13 protein-coding genes are annotated in these 17975 nt (G+C 60.9%); 5 read left to right on the top strand and 8 right to left on the bottom strand.

What is annotated here, in order from left to right:
• Nucleotides 1-249: 249 nt before the first annotated feature.
• Nucleotides 250-1359, top strand: coding sequence for a DUF3182 family protein (locus ACA048_RS26255; RefSeq protein WP_497626913.1), 1110 nt, complete (start codon nucleotides 250-252; stop codon nucleotides 1357-1359).
• Nucleotides 1349-2107 carry an alpha/beta hydrolase family protein gene (locus ACA048_RS26250; protein WP_497626912.1) on the top strand — a complete coding sequence of 253 codons (759 nt, stop codon included), beginning with the start codon at nucleotides 1349-1351 and terminating at the stop codon, nucleotides 2105-2107. Before ACA048_RS26255 ends, ACA048_RS26250 begins: the two co-directional genes overlap by 11 nt.
• Nucleotides 2108-2180: 73 nt before the next feature.
• Here the strand turns inward: ACA048_RS26250 and ACA048_RS26245 are convergent, their stop codons facing one another.
• Genes ACA048_RS26245 through ACA048_RS26235 form a run of 3 tightly spaced genes read right to left on the bottom strand, consistent with a single transcriptional unit; the run spans nucleotide 2181 to nucleotide 5243 of the window.
• Complete coding sequence (locus ACA048_RS26245) at nucleotides 2181-3167, bottom strand: lysylphosphatidylglycerol synthase domain-containing protein (RefSeq protein WP_497626911.1); 987 nt, start codon at nucleotides 3165-3167, stop codon at nucleotides 2181-2183.
• The gene (gene clsB, locus ACA048_RS26240) at nucleotides 3154-4449 is read right to left on the bottom strand and encodes a cardiolipin synthase ClsB (RefSeq protein ID WP_497626910.1); all 1296 of its coding nucleotides are present in this window, start codon (nucleotides 4447-4449) and stop codon (nucleotides 3154-3156) included. The genes ACA048_RS26245 and clsB overlap by 14 nt, the downstream gene beginning before the upstream one ends.
• Nucleotides 4446-5243, bottom strand: coding sequence for an endonuclease/exonuclease/phosphatase family protein (locus ACA048_RS26235; RefSeq protein WP_497626909.1), 798 nt, complete (start codon nucleotides 5241-5243; stop codon nucleotides 4446-4448). Before ACA048_RS26235 ends, clsB begins: the two co-directional genes overlap by 4 nt.
• Before the next feature lie 501 nt (nucleotides 5244-5744).
• Between ACA048_RS26235 and ACA048_RS26230 the strand changes: the two genes are divergently transcribed.
• A complete protein-coding gene (locus ACA048_RS26230) occupies nucleotides 5745-7826 on the top strand; it encodes a mechanosensitive ion channel family protein (protein ID WP_497629934.1) in 2082 nt (693 codons plus the stop codon).
• A 48-nt stretch (nucleotides 7827-7874) separates the two neighbouring features.
• Here the strand turns inward: ACA048_RS26230 and ACA048_RS26225 are convergent, their stop codons facing one another.
• On the bottom strand, nucleotides 7875-12197 hold the full coding sequence (locus ACA048_RS26225; RefSeq protein ID WP_497626908.1) for an Lhr family helicase: 4323 nt from the start codon (nucleotides 12195-12197) through the stop codon (nucleotides 7875-7877).
• 274 nt (nucleotides 12198-12471) lie between these two features.
• Between ACA048_RS26225 and ACA048_RS26220 the strand changes: the two genes are divergently transcribed.
• Both ACA048_RS26220 and pgnE read left to right on the top strand, forming a co-directional pair.
• Nucleotides 12472-13356 carry a sugar nucleotide-binding protein gene (locus ACA048_RS26220; protein ID WP_497626907.1) on the top strand — a complete coding sequence of 295 codons (885 nt, stop codon included), beginning with the start codon at nucleotides 12472-12474 and terminating at the stop codon, nucleotides 13354-13356.
• On the top strand, nucleotides 13349-14278 hold the full coding sequence (gene pgnE, locus ACA048_RS26215; RefSeq protein WP_497626906.1) for a UDP-N-acetylglucosamine epimerase PgnE: 930 nt from the start codon (nucleotides 13349-13351) through the stop codon (nucleotides 14276-14278). The genes ACA048_RS26220 and pgnE overlap by 8 nt, the downstream gene beginning before the upstream one ends.
• A 190-nt stretch (nucleotides 14279-14468) precedes the next feature.
• Here pgnE and ACA048_RS26210 read toward each other — a convergent pair whose 3' ends face one another.
• From ACA048_RS26210 to ACA048_RS26195, 4 genes are all read right to left on the bottom strand, one after another.
• A complete protein-coding gene (locus ACA048_RS26210; RefSeq protein WP_497626905.1) occupies nucleotides 14469-15170 on the bottom strand; it encodes an OmpW/AlkL family protein in 702 nt (233 codons plus the stop codon).
• Nucleotides 15171-15345: 175 nt separating this feature from the next.
• On the bottom strand, nucleotides 15346-15864 hold the full coding sequence (locus tag ACA048_RS26205) for a DUF3299 domain-containing protein (RefSeq protein ID WP_497626904.1): 519 nt from the start codon (nucleotides 15862-15864) through the stop codon (nucleotides 15346-15348).
• A gap of 11 nt (nucleotides 15865-15875) precedes the next feature.
• Nucleotides 15876-17141, bottom strand: a complete 1266-nt coding sequence (locus ACA048_RS26200) for an ABC transporter permease (protein ID WP_497626903.1) — start codon at nucleotides 17139-17141, stop codon at nucleotides 15876-15878.
• A gap of 1 nt (nucleotide 17142) precedes the next feature.
• On the bottom strand, nucleotides 17143-17853 hold the full coding sequence (locus ACA048_RS26195) for an ABC transporter ATP-binding protein (RefSeq protein WP_497626902.1): 711 nt from the start codon (nucleotides 17851-17853) through the stop codon (nucleotides 17143-17145).
• Nucleotides 17854-17975: the final 122 nt, after the last annotated feature.

Genomic DNA, 17975 nt, shown 5'->3' with positions numbered 1-17975 from the left:
TGCTGGCGATGGCGGCAGTACATTCAACACTGATGTAGCTGACAGATTGCTATCGCCAGCAGGCTGGCTCCCACATGAATCGTGCAACATGCAGGAGGCAAATCGGCTGTCGTGCAGAATCAAACAGGCCTGATGCCATTACTGTTCGAGCAACCACCTGATTTAACAGTGGTTTGCCCCGAGCCCCGCTTGGCCTGATCTCTGCACCCCTCCCTCTACACTCATCAAACGCCAATTGAAGGGGGACGCATGACCCCAACAAACCGCAAAAAACTGGTGGTCGCCCATTCCGTGCACCCCAATGCACCGCAACATGAAGTTGAAACCAATCGTGCCCTGGCCCGTTGGCTCGCGCAGATTCTGGGCCTTAAATACGGCGGTAGTTTCGATCAGGAGCGGCATAACGGTCGCGACCTTTATGTGCTGCCGACCCAGACGCTGGTGGGCGCCGCTGCCGCCCGGCAAGTGGGCGTAAGAGGGCCTGAAGATTTGTGGGGCGGTTACGTTGACCACGACTTCATCTGCACCAAAGCCATCAGCCATGGCTTGCTCAACAAAAAAGCTCATGCCCCGCCAGGCTGGTCACCGCTTTTTTCCGAGCGCGTTCGTAACGTGGTGCTGGATGGCCTCAGCGTGTTTTCTCTCGACGATGCGCGACCCGCGGCTGAACACTTGCTCTACAACGGCCCGATCCGCCTCAAGCCCGTCCATGCCTGCGCCGGGCGTGGACAGGAAGTCATCGACAGTCTCGACCAGTTCGACGCCATCCTCGCCAGGCCCGACGCCCGCAAGCTGTTCACCGAAGGCGTGGTGCTGGAGCAGGACCTGGGCAACGTGATTACCCACAGTGTCGGCCAGAGTTTTATCGGCGACACCGTGCTGAGTTACTGCGGTGAGCAATACTTGATCGAAGACGGGCAGGGCGAGCAGGTGTACGGTGGTTCCAACCTGCTGGTGGTACCGGGGTATTACGAGGATTTGCTCAAGCTGTCCTTGCCTGACAATGTGCGGTTGGCGATCCAGCAGGCGCAGGTGTTCGACAGCGCCGCCGATGAAGCCTATTCCGGTTTTTATGCGTCACGGCGCAACTATGACATCGCCCAGGGCCTGGACAGCAACGGCAAACAGCGCAGTGGTGTGCTGGAGCAATCCTGGCGCATGGGCGGTGCCAGCAGTGCAGAAGTGGCGGCATTGCAGAGCTTCGTCAACGATCCGGCGATGCGCGCGATTCGCGTGTCTTCGGTGGAAACTTACATCGATCAAGCGCTGCCAGCGGACGCCATCGAGGTGTACCGAGGCCCAGCAGAAAACAGTGATTTTCTACTCAAGTACGTAACGGTCAAACCCTATGACGGCTAGAAGCGAAACCATTCAGATCGACATCGACGATGAACAGATGAGCGGGACTTTTCTCAGCCCCAAATCCAAAGTCCCTGGCGTGCTGTTTGTGCACGGTTGGGGCGGCAGTCAGGAACGGGATCTGGAACGGGCCAAAGGCATTGCCGGTCTGGGATGCGTGTGCCTGACGTTCGACTTGCGCGGCCACACCGGCGGTACTGGAATCCCGCTGACGCGCGTCTCCCGTGAGGACAATTTGCGCGACCTGTTGGCGGCGTATGACCGATTGCTTGCGCACCCGGCGCTCGATACGTCGGCCATCGCCGTGGTCGGCACCAGTTATGGCGGCTATCTGGCCTCGATCCTGACGTCATTGCGTCCAGTGCGCTGGCTGGCGTTGCGGGTGCCGGCGCTATACCGCGACGATCAATGGCACACGCCCAAACGTGACCTGGACAAGATTGATCTGCGCGATTACCGCCGCACACTGATCCGCGCCGACAGCAACCGGGCGCTGCATGCCTGTTCGAATTTCACCGGTGACGTGCTGCTGGTGGAATCCGAGACCGACGAATATGTGCCCCACGCGACCATCATGAGTTACCGCGCGGCCTGTCAGCAGACCCACTCGCTGACTCACCGGATAATCGACGGTGCCGATCACGCCTTGAGCGACCCCGTTTCACAGCAGGCGTACACCTCGATCCTGGTGGACTGGATTACCGAAATGGTGGTGGGTGAGCGGTTGAGCATTATTCAATCGACTTGAGATGATTCGCGAGCAGGCTCGCTCCTGTAGGAGCTGGCTTGCCAGCGAAGGCGGCGCTCGATTCACCGCATCCTCATGAAGGTTTCTTCGAGATCCGCAACGACTTGGCCTTCGCCTCAACCATCAAATACATCACCAACGTAATCAACAACGGCAATATGAAATAAATCGCCCGATACGCCAGCAACCCCGCCACCAGACTGCCCCGCGAAACCTCGTGTTGCAGCAACGCCACAAACACCGCCTCCAGCACGCCAAGCCCCGCCGGAATATGCGTGATGACCCCGGCTATGGCGCTGATCAATAACACCCCCAGCACCAGCGGATAGTCCAGCTTGCTCGGCAGCAAGGTAAAAATCACCGCTGCCATCAACGACCAGTTCAGCGCCCCCAGTGCCAGTTGCAGCACCGCCATGCGCAGTGACGGCAGGTTGATTTCCACCCCGCGAATGGCCCATTCCCGAAGCTTGGAAAATCGACAGGCCGCCAGATAGCCCGCGCTCACCAGCAGCAACAGCACACCCACCCCTTGTAATGCGTCGCTGCTCAATTTCCAGCCGGGCGGCATCCGCACCAGACCCGTGCTGAACACCGCGCCGGCAATCACCATGTAGCCAAACCAATTGGTCGCCAGGCTCAAGCCGAGGATTTTCGCGATATTGCCCTTGCTCACGCCCAATCGTGAATACAGCCGATAACGCATGGCGATGCCGCCCACCCACGCGCTCAAATTGAGGTTGAAGGCATAGCTGATGATCCCCACCGGCAGGATCTGTTTCCACGTCAGGTCCTGGCGAATGTAGCTGCGGCCGATCAGGTCGAAACAGGCGTACACCAGAAAACTCAACAGCGTCAGGCCCGAGGCGATGACCAGCGTGCGCACCTTGAATTCGGCCAGGGTGTCGAATACTTCGTTCCATTCCAGACGCTGGGCGAGCATCGTCAACAGGACGATCAGCGCCAGGAAAAACAGCATCGTCAGCGGTCGTTTCCAACGGCTCCAGCGGGATTTTCCCGAGTGCGCGGCGTGGCTGGTCGCGTGAGCTTCAGCGCGGGACATGTTGATCACTCCCGGTCGGCTGAGTGAAGGGTTTCAGACGCGGCTTGTGTGCCGGCAGCCAACCCGCCCAGGCCGGGAAATACCGCAGGAAGTGAAACACCAGAAAGCCGACCGTCATGTGCCAGATTCGTCCACGCGGGGCCGTGTCGACGGACATGGCTTTGCAGTGGTTGTCGCTCAGGTGTTCAAGCCGTTCGAACAGTGTGCGGTTGAACGCCCGGTCGCGGATCAACACATTGGCTTCCAGGTTCATGGACAGGCTCAACGGGTCGAGGTTGCTTGAGCCGACGGTGCTCCAGTCTTCATCGACCAGCGCGACTTTGCCGTGCAGTGGCCGCTCGCAATATTCGTGAATCTGCACGCCCGACTTCAGCAGATAGTCATAGGTCATACGCGCTGCGAGTTTGGCCACCAGCATGTCTGGCTGGCCTTGCAGAATCAGCCGCACATCGACGCCACGGCGCGCTGCATTACGGATCTCGCGCAGCAAGCGATAACCGGGAAAGAAGTAGGCGTTGGCGATCACCACGCGGCGCTTTGCACTGCGCAACACCAACCGGTAAACCTCTTCGATATCGGTGCTGTGGTCGCCATTGTCGCGGTACACCAGCCGAACCTGGCCGTCATGATCGTTGAAGGCCATTTCCGAACGCCGTTGCCGGCGTCGCTGCCACCAGTATTTGGCGCGGGCCGGTCGACCGCATTGCAGCAGCGCAAAGTGATGAATGTCGGCCACCGCCGGGCCTTGCACTTCAACGGAATAATCCTGTTTGGCCTCGGGGCCGAAGTCGCCTAAGTGGTCGGCGGAGAAGTTGATCCCGCCGATGAAGGCAATCGTTCCGTCGACCACGACGATTTTGCGGTGCAGGCGGCGGAACCAGTTGGTGCGAATGCCCAGATGCTTCGGTGCCGGGTCGAATATCTGAATGTGCACACCGGCCTCGCTCAACGCGGCCAGGAACCCGGTGCTCAATTCGCCGCAGCCGAAGCCGTCGAGACTGGCGGTGACCCGCACGCCGCGCCGGGCTGCATCGATCAGCACTTGCTGCATCTCGTTACCGACCTTGTCCTCGAACACAATGAAGGTTTCCAGGAGGATTTCAGCCTTGGCCTGACGCATGGCTTCGAACACCCGTGGGAAATACGCCTCGCCGTTTTCCAACAACTCGACCCGGTTGTTGCCTTGCCAGCCATAGTCGACATCGACCACGCCGGGTTTGCCGGTCGTCGGGGAGGGGGCCAAGTGTTCCACGCTGGTTTTTTCCACCGACGGGATGTTCATAACTCGATCTCCACCGACAGCGGTGCGTGGTCGGAAAGGTGTGACCAGGGCCGTGCCGCCAACACCTGCGGACGGTTGGCCTTGAGGTTGCGCACGTAGATGCGGTCGAGTCGTAATGCCGGCATTCGCGCCGGAAAACTGCGCGCCGGTTTGCCGTGATGTTCGGCGAACACTTCGCGCAGACCACAGGGTTTGAGCAGCGTATCGGCCCGCTGGCGCCAGTCATTGAAGTCTCCGGCAACGATTACCGGCGCATCGTCCGGCAACTCTGCAAGGCGGCGGCTCAACAGTTTGAGCTGTTCGGTGCGATGGGTTTCGCGCAGCCCCAGGTGCACACAGATGGCGTGAACTTCCCGGCCGTCACCGGGCAGGCGCAGCACGCAATGCAAGAGGCCACGGTTCTCGTGGCCGCTAATCGAGACGTCAAGATTGTCATGCTCAATGATCTGGAATTTTGACAGCAGCGCATTCCCATGATCGCCCGCCGGGTAGACCGCGTTACGGCCATAAGCGAACTGCGGCCACAAGGTGTCGGCAAGGAATTCGTATTGCGGCATCGCCGGCCAATTGCTGTAGCGCATGGGATGCTGTTCATGGGCGCCGTGGACTTCCTGCAAAAACACTACGTCGGCAGACACGCTGCGCACCGCTTCGCGCAATTCCGGCAAGATGAAACGCCGGTTGAGCGCGGTAAAACCTTTATGCGTGTTGACCGTCAGCACAGTGAAGCGGCGCACGGCGGTGAGGGTTGGCGACGGATCATCGGCTGCGCCGAGCGGCTCGGAAACGGTCATGGCCGCACACCTTTGGCCAACGATTCGCCGGATGCGAAGACGCTCGCCAGTGGGTGGACGTCCCGCAGGCGTTTGAGCCAGCCTGAAATACCCATTTGAATCGCCGCCATGTCGCCTCCCGCCTGATGGTCTTCGCACCGCACTGTCTTTTGATGACTGCCGGGCGTGGGAGAAAGTTTCGACGGGGCTACGGACGGTAAGGACCCACACAATATTCAATGTAGGAGTGAGCCTGCTCGCGATAGCGGTGTGTCAGTCACCGAAATATTGACTGACACACCGCTATCGCGAGCAGGCTCGCTCCCACAAGGGGGGTGGTGTTTGGCCGCAACTGATCAGCCGGCCACAATGATCGAAGATTCGAGACCTTCAAGGCGCTTAGCCGATCTACGCTTGTAGGCGCGGCCGAGGGCTGCGATCTTTCGCCTTCATTACGTCTATTCAAAAGGAGCACTGCGTTTGCATCCGTTCAAGACTGCGATACTGCTGGCGCTACTTCTCATGACGGGTAGCGTCGGGCTGCAAGCGGCGGCGATACCGGGCCTGCCGGCGACCAGCACCGCCGCGACCCCACCGGCCCACCCGGAGCCACTGGTCCAGGGTGGTTTGCTGGGGGCGATCAGTTCGAGCATCGATGAAGTCGAGGGAAAACTCGATCTCAACGAAGGCTTGGTCGACGCTTGGCGTCTGCGCGCAGACCGTGCAGCCGATGAAGTCGATCAACTGGTCAATCATCCATCGGCGCGTTCAAGCTGGAGCGTGGGGGGGGATTTCCTGCTGTTGTCCGGCGTGTGGGCGGGCGTCTTTGCGTTGCTCTGGCTACTTGGCGGAATGCTCGCCAAACGACTGAGCCAGCACCGCTTGCTGCTCACTCGCGAACGCGGCCAGGCCGTGCTCGGTTATGTGTTGCCGTTCAGCATTCCGGCGCTGATCAGCCTGCCGTTGACGATTTTTGTCAGCCACTACTTGCCAGTGTCGGCCGGCCGGGCGCTGGCATTGTGTTTCGCCTATGCCACCAGCAGCGGCATCTTCGCCGCCTCGCTGGTGCTGACATTGGTGGTCCTGTTCAATGCCGGCCACAAGCGTCGGGCGGTGCAAATCCTTCGTCAATACAGCCCTCGGCCGTTGTTTGGAATCGGCTTTCTGGTCGCCATCAGCGATGCTTTGACCAGCCCGCAGATCGCCCACCAGTTGGGCAGCAATCTCACCAGCAGTGTCGCGGTATTGACCGGGCTGGGGGCCTCCATTGCCTTTGGTCTGCTGGTGATCAAAATGCGTCGCCCGGTTGCTCATCTGATCCGCATTCTGCCGTTGGCCCAGCGCCTCAAACAACCGGCACTGCGCGAGACGCTGCGGATATTTTCCGGTTTGTGGTACTGGCCAATTCTGTTGATGGTGATGGTCTCGGTCATCAACCTGGTCAGCATCAGCGATGACAATCAACAAGTGCTGCGCAGCGCACTGTTCACCACCGTGTTGTTGATTGCGACGGTGTTTCTCAGCACGACGCTGCATCACCTTTTCAAGTCCCGCAGCGAGCAAGCGGCGCGTCGCAGCAATGCCTACAAAGAGCGTTTCCTGAGCCTTTCACACGCGTTGCTGCGGATCGGCATGGCGATTGTTTTCATCGATATCCTGGGGCGTATCTGGGGGCTGTCACTCCTGGAGTTCGCGATGAGCAACACGGTCGGGCGAGCGATCAGTGATTCGCTTAGCCGCATCGGTCTGATTTTCCTGGTGACCTGGATGGTCTGGGTGGTGCTCGACACAGCGATTCAGGAAGCCCTGAAGCCACCGGTCAACAAACGCTCTGCACGCCAGCCGAGTACGCGGGTGAAAACCATCCTGCCGCTGCTGCGCAACGCGGTCAAAATCCTGCTGGTGGTGATTTGTGCGATCACCACCATGGCTAACCTTGGGATTAACGTGGCGCCGTTTCTGGCCGGTGCCGGGGTCGTGGGGCTGGCCATCGGTTTCGGCTCCCAGCAGCTGGTACAGGACGTCATCACCGGGCTGTTCATCATCATCGAAGACACCTTGTCGATCGGTGATTGGGTGGTGCTCGATTCCGGGCATGCCGGCACGGTCGAAGGCCTGACCATTCGCACCCTGCGTCTGCGCGACGGCAAGGGCTTTGTGCACTCGGTACCGTTCGGCCAGATCAAGGCCGTGACCAACCAATCCCGGCAATTCGCTTATGCGTTCTTCTCGGTGCAATTCACCTACGACACCGATGTCGACAAGGCGATTGAGTTGATCCGCGAAGCCGGGCATTCGATCAGCGACGACCCGTTTCTCAAGTACAACCTGCAAGGGCCACTCGACGTATTCGGTGTCGACAAAATGGACCTCAATGGCGTGGTGCTGACGGCGCAGTTCCGCACCGTGTCGGGTGGGCAATATGCGGTGAGCCGAGCATTCAACCAGCGTTTGAAAAAGCTTGTGGATAACAGCCCGTGGGTGCATTTTGCGCAGACTTATCCACAGCAGGTTTTCATGCCCAAGCGGCAGATGGATGGGGATGGCGAGTTGGCGCAGGAGCATTCGTCGATGTTGTTGCCGGATCAGCCGCGTACCCAGTGATGTGTGTTTAGGCTGACCGATCGTTCCCCACGCGGAGCGTGGGAACGATCAGTGGCGAGTCAACTTACTGCGTATTTCAGTAGCTGCTTGCTGATCCAGCTCCAACCAAAAATGCGGCTTGCCGGCAATCTCCGCCGCCGCCGGAAGCCCATCGCGGTACACCAGCCGATTACTCGCCAACGCCGGTACTTTCGCACCGGGTAACAGCGTCCCGGCCAGGTTCAACGGGTCAACCCCGCATACCGCAATCAAACTGCCGTCATGCGGCCGTCGACGTACATCGCGCAGCAGTGGAATCGCCTCGGGCAACGCAAACTGCTCACCGGCCAAGCCACTGACGAACCGCCCGCCGCGTATCTCGCCCCGAGCTTCCAGCCGATGAAACGTACGCAGCAGTTCGCGCCAGCTCGGCAGCCAATCCGCCTCACGTTCCAGCAAGCGCCAGAACACCACGCCGTAGCGTCGCAGCAAGGTCATGGCGATGTGTTCCAGTGTCTCGGTCGGTGTCGGCGCCGGACGTTGGTTATCCACAACCGGCGCGGCCGGTCCGCGGCGCAACAAGGCCCAGCGCCCGGCGTCGTCCATGCCGCCGACAAACGCCCCGCGCCCGCGCCCGCGTCGGCTGCTGCGATTCTGGCGTTTGCTGGCTGGGGTGATCAGCGCCCGTAACCCGGCGAAGCTGTCGGCATTCACTAGCCCGGCGCCGACCAGTTCCTGCAAGGCGATTTCCAGTTCCGAGCGCAGCAGATGAGCTTCGTGCATCAGCTCATCGAAAAACAGCGCGCCGTGTTGGCTGAGCGCTTCATGAACCTTTTGTGTCTTGGGTGACAGCTCGCTGATTGGTGTCTGCTCGGTCAAGCCGCTCCACAATCCAACCTGACTGCGCGGCAGCAGCAGAATCGGCGTGCTGCGCAGCGCCGTGCTGGCGCTTTTGTTGCGGGCGGTCAGGCGTGTCCAGACCAGTTTGCCGCTGCGGCACAGATCGTCCAGCCAGCCCGGTGAATAGTCTTTGATCCGCGCCGACAGAATGTCGCTGTCCCAGGCTGACGCGGCGGCGGGGTAGCCTTCGAACTGACTGACAATGGCGGGCAATACCGCGCTGCCCTGGCCCTGAGTCGCCGCCGACAGGTGCTGCCAATCGAAGAGAAAACGCATGAAATCCTGCAACGCCACCGGCTCGATTTCGCGCCGCAAACGCTTGACCGTGTAGCGATGAATTCGCGCCAGCAAATGTCGTTCGCACCATTGCTCAAACTCTGCGCCGGGCGTGAAGCGGCCGCGCAACACATAGCCTTCGCGTTCCAGTTGCGCCAAGGCCTGGGTGACATGATTCGCCGCCAATCCCAGCGGCTCGGCAATCGCCGTGAGCGGCAGCGGCCCAAACGCGCTGAGCCGTGCGCGGATCACTTCAAGCACGGCTTCGTCTGGCGTCCAGGCCTCATCGAAACCGGGTAACGCATGCAGCGCCGGCACTAATGTCGCCTGTGGATAAATTGCCTGCAAGCAGGTCAGTCGCTCCAGTGCCAGCCACAAGCCTTGCCTGGCGTTGATCTGCAAACGGCTGGCGCGACCGCTGGTGGCCAGGGCGTTCAGCCAGTCGAGCCATTGCGCATTGGCCTGGCCCTCGGCATCGGTGATGCATGCAAGGCTCATTAATGCCTCGTGCATTTCATCGATTCCGGTGGGCGTCGGCCAAGCCTCATCGCGTACCGCTTGAATCGCGTCGGCATCCAGCGCACCGAGGTCGTTGGTGGACTGTGGATCGGTCCAGCGCCGGTTGAGCACTGCTTGCGTGCGGCGCTCCTCCAGCGGCGCATCGTCGAGAAAGGTGTAGGGCCGGGCGCTGAGGATTTCCGCCGCCAGTGGGGACGGCGCAGGCAAGTCACGACTGATCAACCGCACGTCGCCATGTTCCATGCGTCGCAAGAGAGCCAGCCAACCTTCGCTGTCCATCGCCTCGTGCAGACAATCGTCGAGGGTCTGTTCCACCAGCGGATGGTCGGGAATTTCACGCTCACCGGCGAGGTTTTCCACGCAGGCAATCTGATCGGGGAAGACGCTGGCGATCAGGTCTTCGCTTTTCATCCGCTGGATCTGCGGCGGGACTTTACGTCCGCCGCTGTAGCGCGGAAGGGCCAGCGCAACGCCGGCATTCCAGCGCCAGCGCACACCGAACAGCGGCGCGTCGAGCACCGCTTGAATCAGCAGGTGCTCGGCGCTGTTGCTGTGCAGGTAGCGCCAGACGTCGTCGAGTTCAAAACTGTGGCTGGTGGACAGCGACAGCACGATCGCATCTTCGCTGGCGGCGGCCTGCAATTCGAAGTTGAAGGTGCGGCAGAAGCGTTTGCGCAGGGCCAGGCCCCAGGCGCGGTTGATGCGGCTGCCGAACGGGGTGTGGATGATCAGTTGCGTGCCGCCGGACTCGTCGAAAAACCGCTCCATCAGCAACGTGTCTTGTGACGGCAAGGCACCCAGCGTCAGGCGGGCACGGGCGAGGTAATCGACCAGTTGTTCGGCGCTGGCGAAGTTCAGGCCGAGGGTGTCGGTCAGCCAGTCGAGGGCCGGTTGCAGATTGCCCGGTGTGGCGCCGAGCAGGTCGTCGAGGTGCGCTTGCAAGCGAGCGACGGCGAACGAAAGCTCCGGGCTGCGCCCCGGTGCTTCACCCAGCCAGAACGGAATGGTCGGCGGCTGGCCCTGAGCGTCTTCGACCCGGACCTTGCCGGTTTCGACCCGCAGGATTCGGTAGGAGGTATTGCCCAACTGGAACACGTCCCCGGCAATGCTTTCCACCGCAAAGTCTTCGTTGACGCTGCCGATGTTAAGCCCTTGGGGCTCCAGCAAAACGCTGTAGTCGGCGTTGTCCGGAATGGTCCCGCCGCTGGTCACGGCGGTCAATTTGGCGCCCCGACGACCGCGCAGGGTGCGAGTGACGGCGTCGCGGTGCAGGTAAGCGCTGCGGATGCCCTGACGCCCGTTGTAGCCCTCGGCGAGCATGTGCAGCAGTGCCTGATAATGTTTTTCGTCGAGTTCGGCGTAAGGCGAGGCGTTACGCAGCATCGCCAGCAACGCTTGCTCTGACCATTCCTGGCAACTGACCTCGGCGATGATTTGTTGCGCTAGTACGTCCAGTGGCGCAGTGGGAATCTGCAAGGTGTCGAGTTCGCCGCGCCGTACACAATCGAGCAGCGCGGTGCATTCGATCAGGTCGTCGCGGGTGGTGGCGAACAAGCGGCCCTTGGGCATACCGCCGACCTGGTGCCCGGAACGGCCGACCCGTTGCAGAAACCCTGAAATCGAGCGCGGCGAGGCGATTTGGCAGACCAGGTCAACGTCGCCAATGTCGATCCCCAATTCCAGCGAAGCGGTGGCGATCAACACTTGCAGATCGCCGCGCTTGAGTCGTTGTTCGGCGTCCAGACGAAACTCTTTGGCCAGGCTGCCATGGTGGGCGGCCACGGCGTCCTTGCCCAGACGTTCGCTCAGATGCCGGCTCAGGCGTTCGGCAAGACGCCGGGTGTTGACGAAAATCAGCGTGGTCCGGTGTTCGCGGGCGAGGGCGGCGAGGCGATCGTAGACCAGTTCCCACACATCGTTGGCCATGACTGCTGACAACGGCACGGGTGGGACTTCGATGTCCAGGTCCCTTGGGCGGGCGTGGCCGATGTCGACGATGTCGCATGGACGGTCGCGCCCCACCAGAAAGTGCGACACCGCTTCGATGGGCTTTTGCGTGGCGGACAGACCAATGCGCACCAGCGGTTCTGCGCACAGCGCCTGCAAGCGTTCAAGGCTCAAGGCCAAATGGCTGCCGCGTTTGCTGGCGGCGATGGCGTGGATTTCATCGACGATCACTGTGCGTGTGGTGCCGAGCATCTGTCGGCCGGAGTCCGAGCCGAGCAGCACGTAAAGGGATTCCGGGGTGGTCACCAGAATGTGCGGCGCGGACTTGCGCATGGCTGAGCGATCTTTCTGCGGTGTGTCGCCGGTGCGCACGGCGGTGTTGATCTGCAATGCAGGCAGGCCCATCACCCGTAATTGCTCGGTGATCCCGGCGAGCGGGTTTTGCAGGTTGATCTGGATGTCGTTGGACAAGGCCTTGAGCGGCGAGACATAGACCACCAGAGTTTCGTCCGGCAGCCCGTCGTCGGTTTCCAGCCCCCGGTGAACCAGGTCGTCGATGACGGCGAGGAAGGCGGTGAGGGTTTTGCCGGAGCCGGTGGGCGCGGCGATCAGGGTCGAGCGGCGCTGGCGAATCAATGGCCACGCCCGGGCCTGGGCGGCGGTGACCGTCGGGAAGGTGTTGCTGAACCAGGCGCTGACGGCGGGGTGGAAGCCTGCCAGGGCGCTGTCCGTCGGGATTGGCAGATTCATGCAGTAATTTATGCGGGTGGGGGGATGAAGATGCAAGTACCGCTTAGTACCTCGTTCCCACAGGGGATATGTGTTGATGCACAGATCCAGTGTGGGAGCGAGCCTGCTCGCGAAGGGGCAGTAGCAGCGCCTCATATCAGGATCACTACACTTTACGGATGACGGTTGCGCACTAAACCCGCAAAATGCAACGATTCCGGCATCTATCAACGGCATTGCCCGCGGGCCGTGCCGATAAAGCCATCGTTCCAATCTGACTGGGCCTGCTGACTCTATGCGAATGCGCCTTATGTTACTGGGCGGCGGAAATGCCCTTGGGCAGGCGCTGATTCGCCTCGGTGCGGAGGAAGACATCGGCTTCCTCGCCCCCCGCCCCCCACAAGACGGCTGGGATGCCGCGAGCCTGACGCAACTGCTCGACGACACCCGCCCGGACGCGTTGATCAACCTCGCCTACTACTTCGACTGGTTTCAGGCGGAAGCGGTCAGCGAGCAACGTCTGGCCGGGCAGGAGCGAGCAATCGAGCGTCTGGCCGAACTGTGCCAGCATCACAACATCGTTCTGCTGCAACCCTCGAGCTATCGCGTGTTCGATGGCTCCCGTGCCACCGCCTACAGCGAAAAAGACGAACCGGTTCCGCTGGGGCTGCGCGGTCAGGCGTTGTGGCGCATCGAGCAAAGCGTTCGCGCGACTTGCCCGCAGCACGTGTTGCTGCGTTTCGGCTGGTTGCTCGATGACAGTCCTGACGGCACGCTCGGGCGTTTCCTCGCGCGGGCCGAAACGCCTGACGAACTGCTGTTGGCCGACGACCGCCGGGGCAACCCGACACCGGTCGATGATGCGGCCCGTGTGATCATCTCGGTGCTCAAACAACTCGATTGTGCGGCGCCGCTGTGGGGCACCTATCATTACGCCGGTCATGAGGCGACCACGCCGCTGGCACTAGGTCAGGCTATCCTGACCGAAGCACGCAGCCTGCATCCGCTGGCCATTGAAGCGCCGACCGCCCAGGCTCACGCCGCGCGACCGGATGCCGCCGAAGAGCCGCAACACGCGGTGCTGGCCTGCAAGAAAATTCTGCACACGTTCGGGATCAAACCTCGCGCCTGGCGCGCTGCACTCCCGGGCCTACTGGATAGGTTTTATCGCCATGGCTGACGGACCTGTTTTAATCACCGGCGGTGCCGGTTTCATCGGTTCGCACCTGACCGATGCCTTGCTCGCCAAGGGTCATTCGGTGCGCATTCTCGATGACCTGTCCACCGGCAAACGCAGCAACCTGCCACTGGATAACCCCAACCTCGAATTGATCGTAGGTGATGTCGCCGACGCTGCTTTGGTGGCTCAGGCGATGGTCGGTTGCAGCGCCGTGGCGCACCTGGCCGCGGTGGCCTCGGTTCAGGCCTCGGTGGCCGATCCGGTGAAGACTCACCAAAGCAATTTCATCAGTTCGCTGAATGTCTGCGAAGCCATGCGCCAGGCCGGCGTCAAACGCGTGCTGTTTGCCTCCAGTGCGGCGGTTTACGGTAACAATGGCGAAGGTGAGTCGATCGACGAAGACACACCCAAGGCGCCATTGACGCCTTACGCAGTGGACAAGTTGGCGAGCGAGCACTACTTCGAATTCTACCGTCGCCAGCATGCGCTGGAGCCGGTGATTTTCCGCTTCTTCAACATCTTCGGCCCGCGTCAGGACCCCTCCTCGCCGTACTCCGGGGTCATCAGCATTTTCAGCGAACGGGCGCGCCAAGGTCTGCCGATTACCGTGTTCGGTGATGGCGAGCAGACGCGCGATTTCGTCTACGTCGAGGATCTGATTGAACTGCTGGTGCAGGCCATCGAAAAGCCTCAAGTTGAAGCCGGTGCGGTGAATGTCGGCTGGAACCAGGCGACTAGTCTCAAGCAATTGCTACAAGCGCTGGAAGCGGTGGTCGGCGAGTTGCCGCCCATCAGCTACGTCCCGGCGCGCTCTGGCGATATCCGCCATTCGCGGGCGAACAACCGGCGTTTGCTGGAGCGCTTTACCTACCCTGCGCAGACACCCATGAGTGTTGGCCTGGCACGGTTGTTGGAGCGCTGAGATTTTCGCGATCACAAAAAAGGCGCCTCGGAAAGCGCCTTTTTTGTGGCCGAATGGTTGATGCAATATCTGTGGCGAGGGAGCTCGTCGGAACGCCGCACCGTCCCGCTCGACTGCGCAGCAGTCGCCATCAATCCAAAGGCTGCTTCGCAGCCCAGCGAGAGCAAGCTCCCTCGCCACAATGGCTTTCTTAGAACTTGTAACCCAGGCCCACCATGTAAACGAACGGGTCTACATCAACATCGACTTTAGCCCGGGTACCCGGCGCAATCGCGTTGTTTTCAACAGTCGCGGTGGTGTCGATGTCGATGTAACGCACTTGGGCGTTGATCAAGATGTTGTCGGTGATCATGTAATCAGCACCGACCTGAAATGCCAGGCCCCACGAGTTGTCTGCATCGAAGTTGCTGAAGCCCTTGGCCTGGGCTTCGCTGCCGACGTGTTCGTCGTAGATCACGGTGTAGTTGATGCCGGCGCCGAGGTACGGTTGGAAATCGGACTTCGAGTCCAGCGGGTAGTACACAACGCTCAAAGTCGGCGGCAGGTGTTTCAGGGTGCCGAGTTTACCGTTGGCCGCTGAACCCAAAGCAGTGCCTTTGAGTTTCACATCATGCTCGAACGGAGTGGCTGCCAGCAGCTCGATACCCCAGTGACTGTCGAACATGTACGCGAAGTTCAGACCCAGTTGGGTGTCGCTGTCCATGGTGGCCTTGCCACCCAGGTCTGTACCGGCCAGCGGGCCTTGGTCGACCTTGACGCTGGAGCTGTCGGCTTTCGGGTTGACGGTGATCGCACCGGCACGAATGAGGATGTCGCCGGCCTCAAAGGCGTGGGCGAGCGGGGCTGTGAGCGCTAAGGCAAACAGCGAAGCACTGAGCAAGGACTTGTGCATGGAGGGCTCCAGAGGACGTTAAAAATTTTCGATGTCCAATGGTACAAAGCGGTCTGATACGGTCTTTTGATGCAGCTCAATGAAACTGTGATGGGGATGGTTTTTGTGGTGTTTCTGAGAACCCCTTCGACTTGCTCGCGAAGGCTATAGATCAAACACCACATGACCACCAGATTCACTCCGGCAATTCATACACATAAATCTTGTCCGCTTCCATCTGGTATCCGGCATCCGCCAGCTCACTGGTTGATGCCTTGACCTGCATCGCCCCCTCGATCCAGTAAGGCTGATACAGCTCATCCAGCTTCACGCCGACTTCGCTTTTAACATGCACGATCTGGTTCGACGGCGGTGGCGGCACGTGGATGCATGCGCCGAAATACGGCACCAGCAGAAACTCCGTGGTACGCCCGTCTTCACTCACTTCCAGTGGAACGATGTAGCCCGGCAGGCGAATATTCTGGCCATCAAGGCTCTTCACCACCGGCGCATTAGGCATGTCCTGTCTGGCGGCGGGTGCCGACTCGGCAGACAGCGTGCTGCTCATCTGCGACAAGTCGTGCAGGGGCGTCATGTTTGGCACTTCCGGCGCGGCATCCGGCGGGATCATTTCCGACCAGGTCAGGTCTTTCGGCTCGGCCGCCCACAGGGGCAGGGCGACCAGCATCAGCAGCGCAAGTAAGGTGCGGGGCATGTTCAACGTCCTCATAGTCGAATCGACAGGCCATCGGCCAACGATTGGCGATACGCGCGCCAGGCCGGCACGCTGCCCATCAGCAAGGCGGCGATCAGGATGCCACCGAGCAGCGTCCATTCATACTCGCTGGGCCACGCCAGTGGCAGGTACAAGCCGTAATTGGCTTGCACGTAACCCTGGGCGGCGGCGATGCACACATACAACAACGCCACGCCGGCGATCACCCCGGACAGCGCCAAGGCGAACGCTTCCAGCACCAGCAGCGTCGCGATGTGCCATGGCCGGGCACCCACTGAACGCAGAATCGCCATCTCGCGTCGACGTTCGTTCAGGCTGGTGAGAATCGCCGTGAGCATGCCGATCAATCCAGTCAGCACCACAAACAGAGAGACCACAAACAAGGCTTTTTCAGCCGTGCTCATCAAACTCCACAGCTCTTGCAGTGCCACACCGGGCAGGATCGCCAACATCGGCTCACCACGGAATTCATTGATTTCGCGTTGCATCGCAAAGGTCGAAATCTTGCTGTTGAGGCCGAGCATGAACGCAGTAATCGCTTGCGGCGTGAGGTCCATGTTGCGCGCCTGATCGGCACTGATCCGGCCGTTGCCTTGTGCTGGCACACCGTTGTGCCAATCGACGTGAATCGCTTCCATGCCGCCGAGGCTGATGTGCAGCGTGCGGTCCACCGGGGTACCGGTGCGTTTGAGAATGCCGACCACGGTGAATGGTTTGTCGTCGTGCTTGACCAGGCTGATCACCGCCACGCCGTGGGCCAGTACCAGTTTGTCGCCGAGCTTGTAGTGCAATGCATCCGCCACTTCGGCACCGAGCACCACTTCAAACGGGTCGGTGGCGAAGGCGCGGCCGTCGGCCAATTCCAGGTGTTGCTGACGGCCGTACTGGTAGTGCTCGAAGTAGGCCTCTGTGGTGCCCATCACCCGATAACCGCGATGGGAGTCGCCGAGGGACATCGGAATCGCCCACTTCACTTTCGGGTTGTTGGCGAAGTGTTCGAAGCTGTCCCAGCGGATGTTGTTGGTGGCGTTGCCGATGCGGAACACCGAGTACAGCAACAGGTTTACCGAACCGGAACGCGCACCGACGATCAAGTCGGTGCCGCTGATGGTGCTGGCGAAACTGGCTTTGGCTTCGGTGCGTACTCGTTCCACCGCCAACAGCAGGCACACCGACAGGGCGATGGCGAACGCGGTGAGGATCGCGGTAAAGCGCCGGTTAGCCAGACTGGCCATGGCTAGACGAAACAAATACATCTCAGACCTCGAACGGGGTGGCGGCGCGATTGAGTTCGGCCAGCGACAAGTGGCGATCGAACAGCGGTGCGAGGCTCTGGTCATGGCTGACAAACAACAGGCTCGACCCGGCTTCACGGCATTCGGCGAACAACAATCGAATGAAGTTTTCCCGAGCGTCGTAGTCCAGCGCCGACGTCGGTTCATCGGCGATGACCAGTTCCGGCTGGCCGATCAGTGCGCGTGCTGCGGCCACACGTTGTTGCTGGCCGATGGACAACGGATCGGCGCGACGGCTGAGGATGCTTTCATCCTTCAAGCCCAAGTGGGCGAGGAGGGTGGCCGCGGCCTGATCGACGCTGCCGTGGCGCTGTTTCGCCCGTTCGGCGCGCAATCTGGAGAAGTGACAGGGCAGTTCGACGTTCTCGCGCACTGACAGAAATGGCAGCAAATTGAACTGCTGGAAGATGTAGCCGGTGTGGTCGACACGGAAGCGGTCGCGCGCTCCGGCACCGAGCTCCGTCAGTTCCTGGCCGAGCAGGCGAATGCTGCCGCGATCCGGCTTCTGCACGCCGCCGAGCAGACCGAGCAGGGTGGTTTTGCCACTGCCGCTGGGGCCTTTGAGGAACAGGGTTTCGCCGGGCTCCAGGCGAAACGCCGGGATGTCCAGCAGTGGCGGGTGACCAGGCCAGCTGAAGCCCAGGTCGGACAGTTCGATGAGTGCTTGGGTCATGTGAAACCGGTCAGATTGGTGGTGAACCCTGTGGGAGCGGGCTTGCTCGCGAATGCGGTGTGTCAGTCGACATCAATGTTGCATGACACACCGCATTCGCGAGCAAGCCCGCTCCCACATTA

Source organism: Pseudomonas sp. LBUM1659 (assembly GCF_059716045.1).
This window is presented reverse-complemented; position numbering and strand designations above follow the sequence as displayed.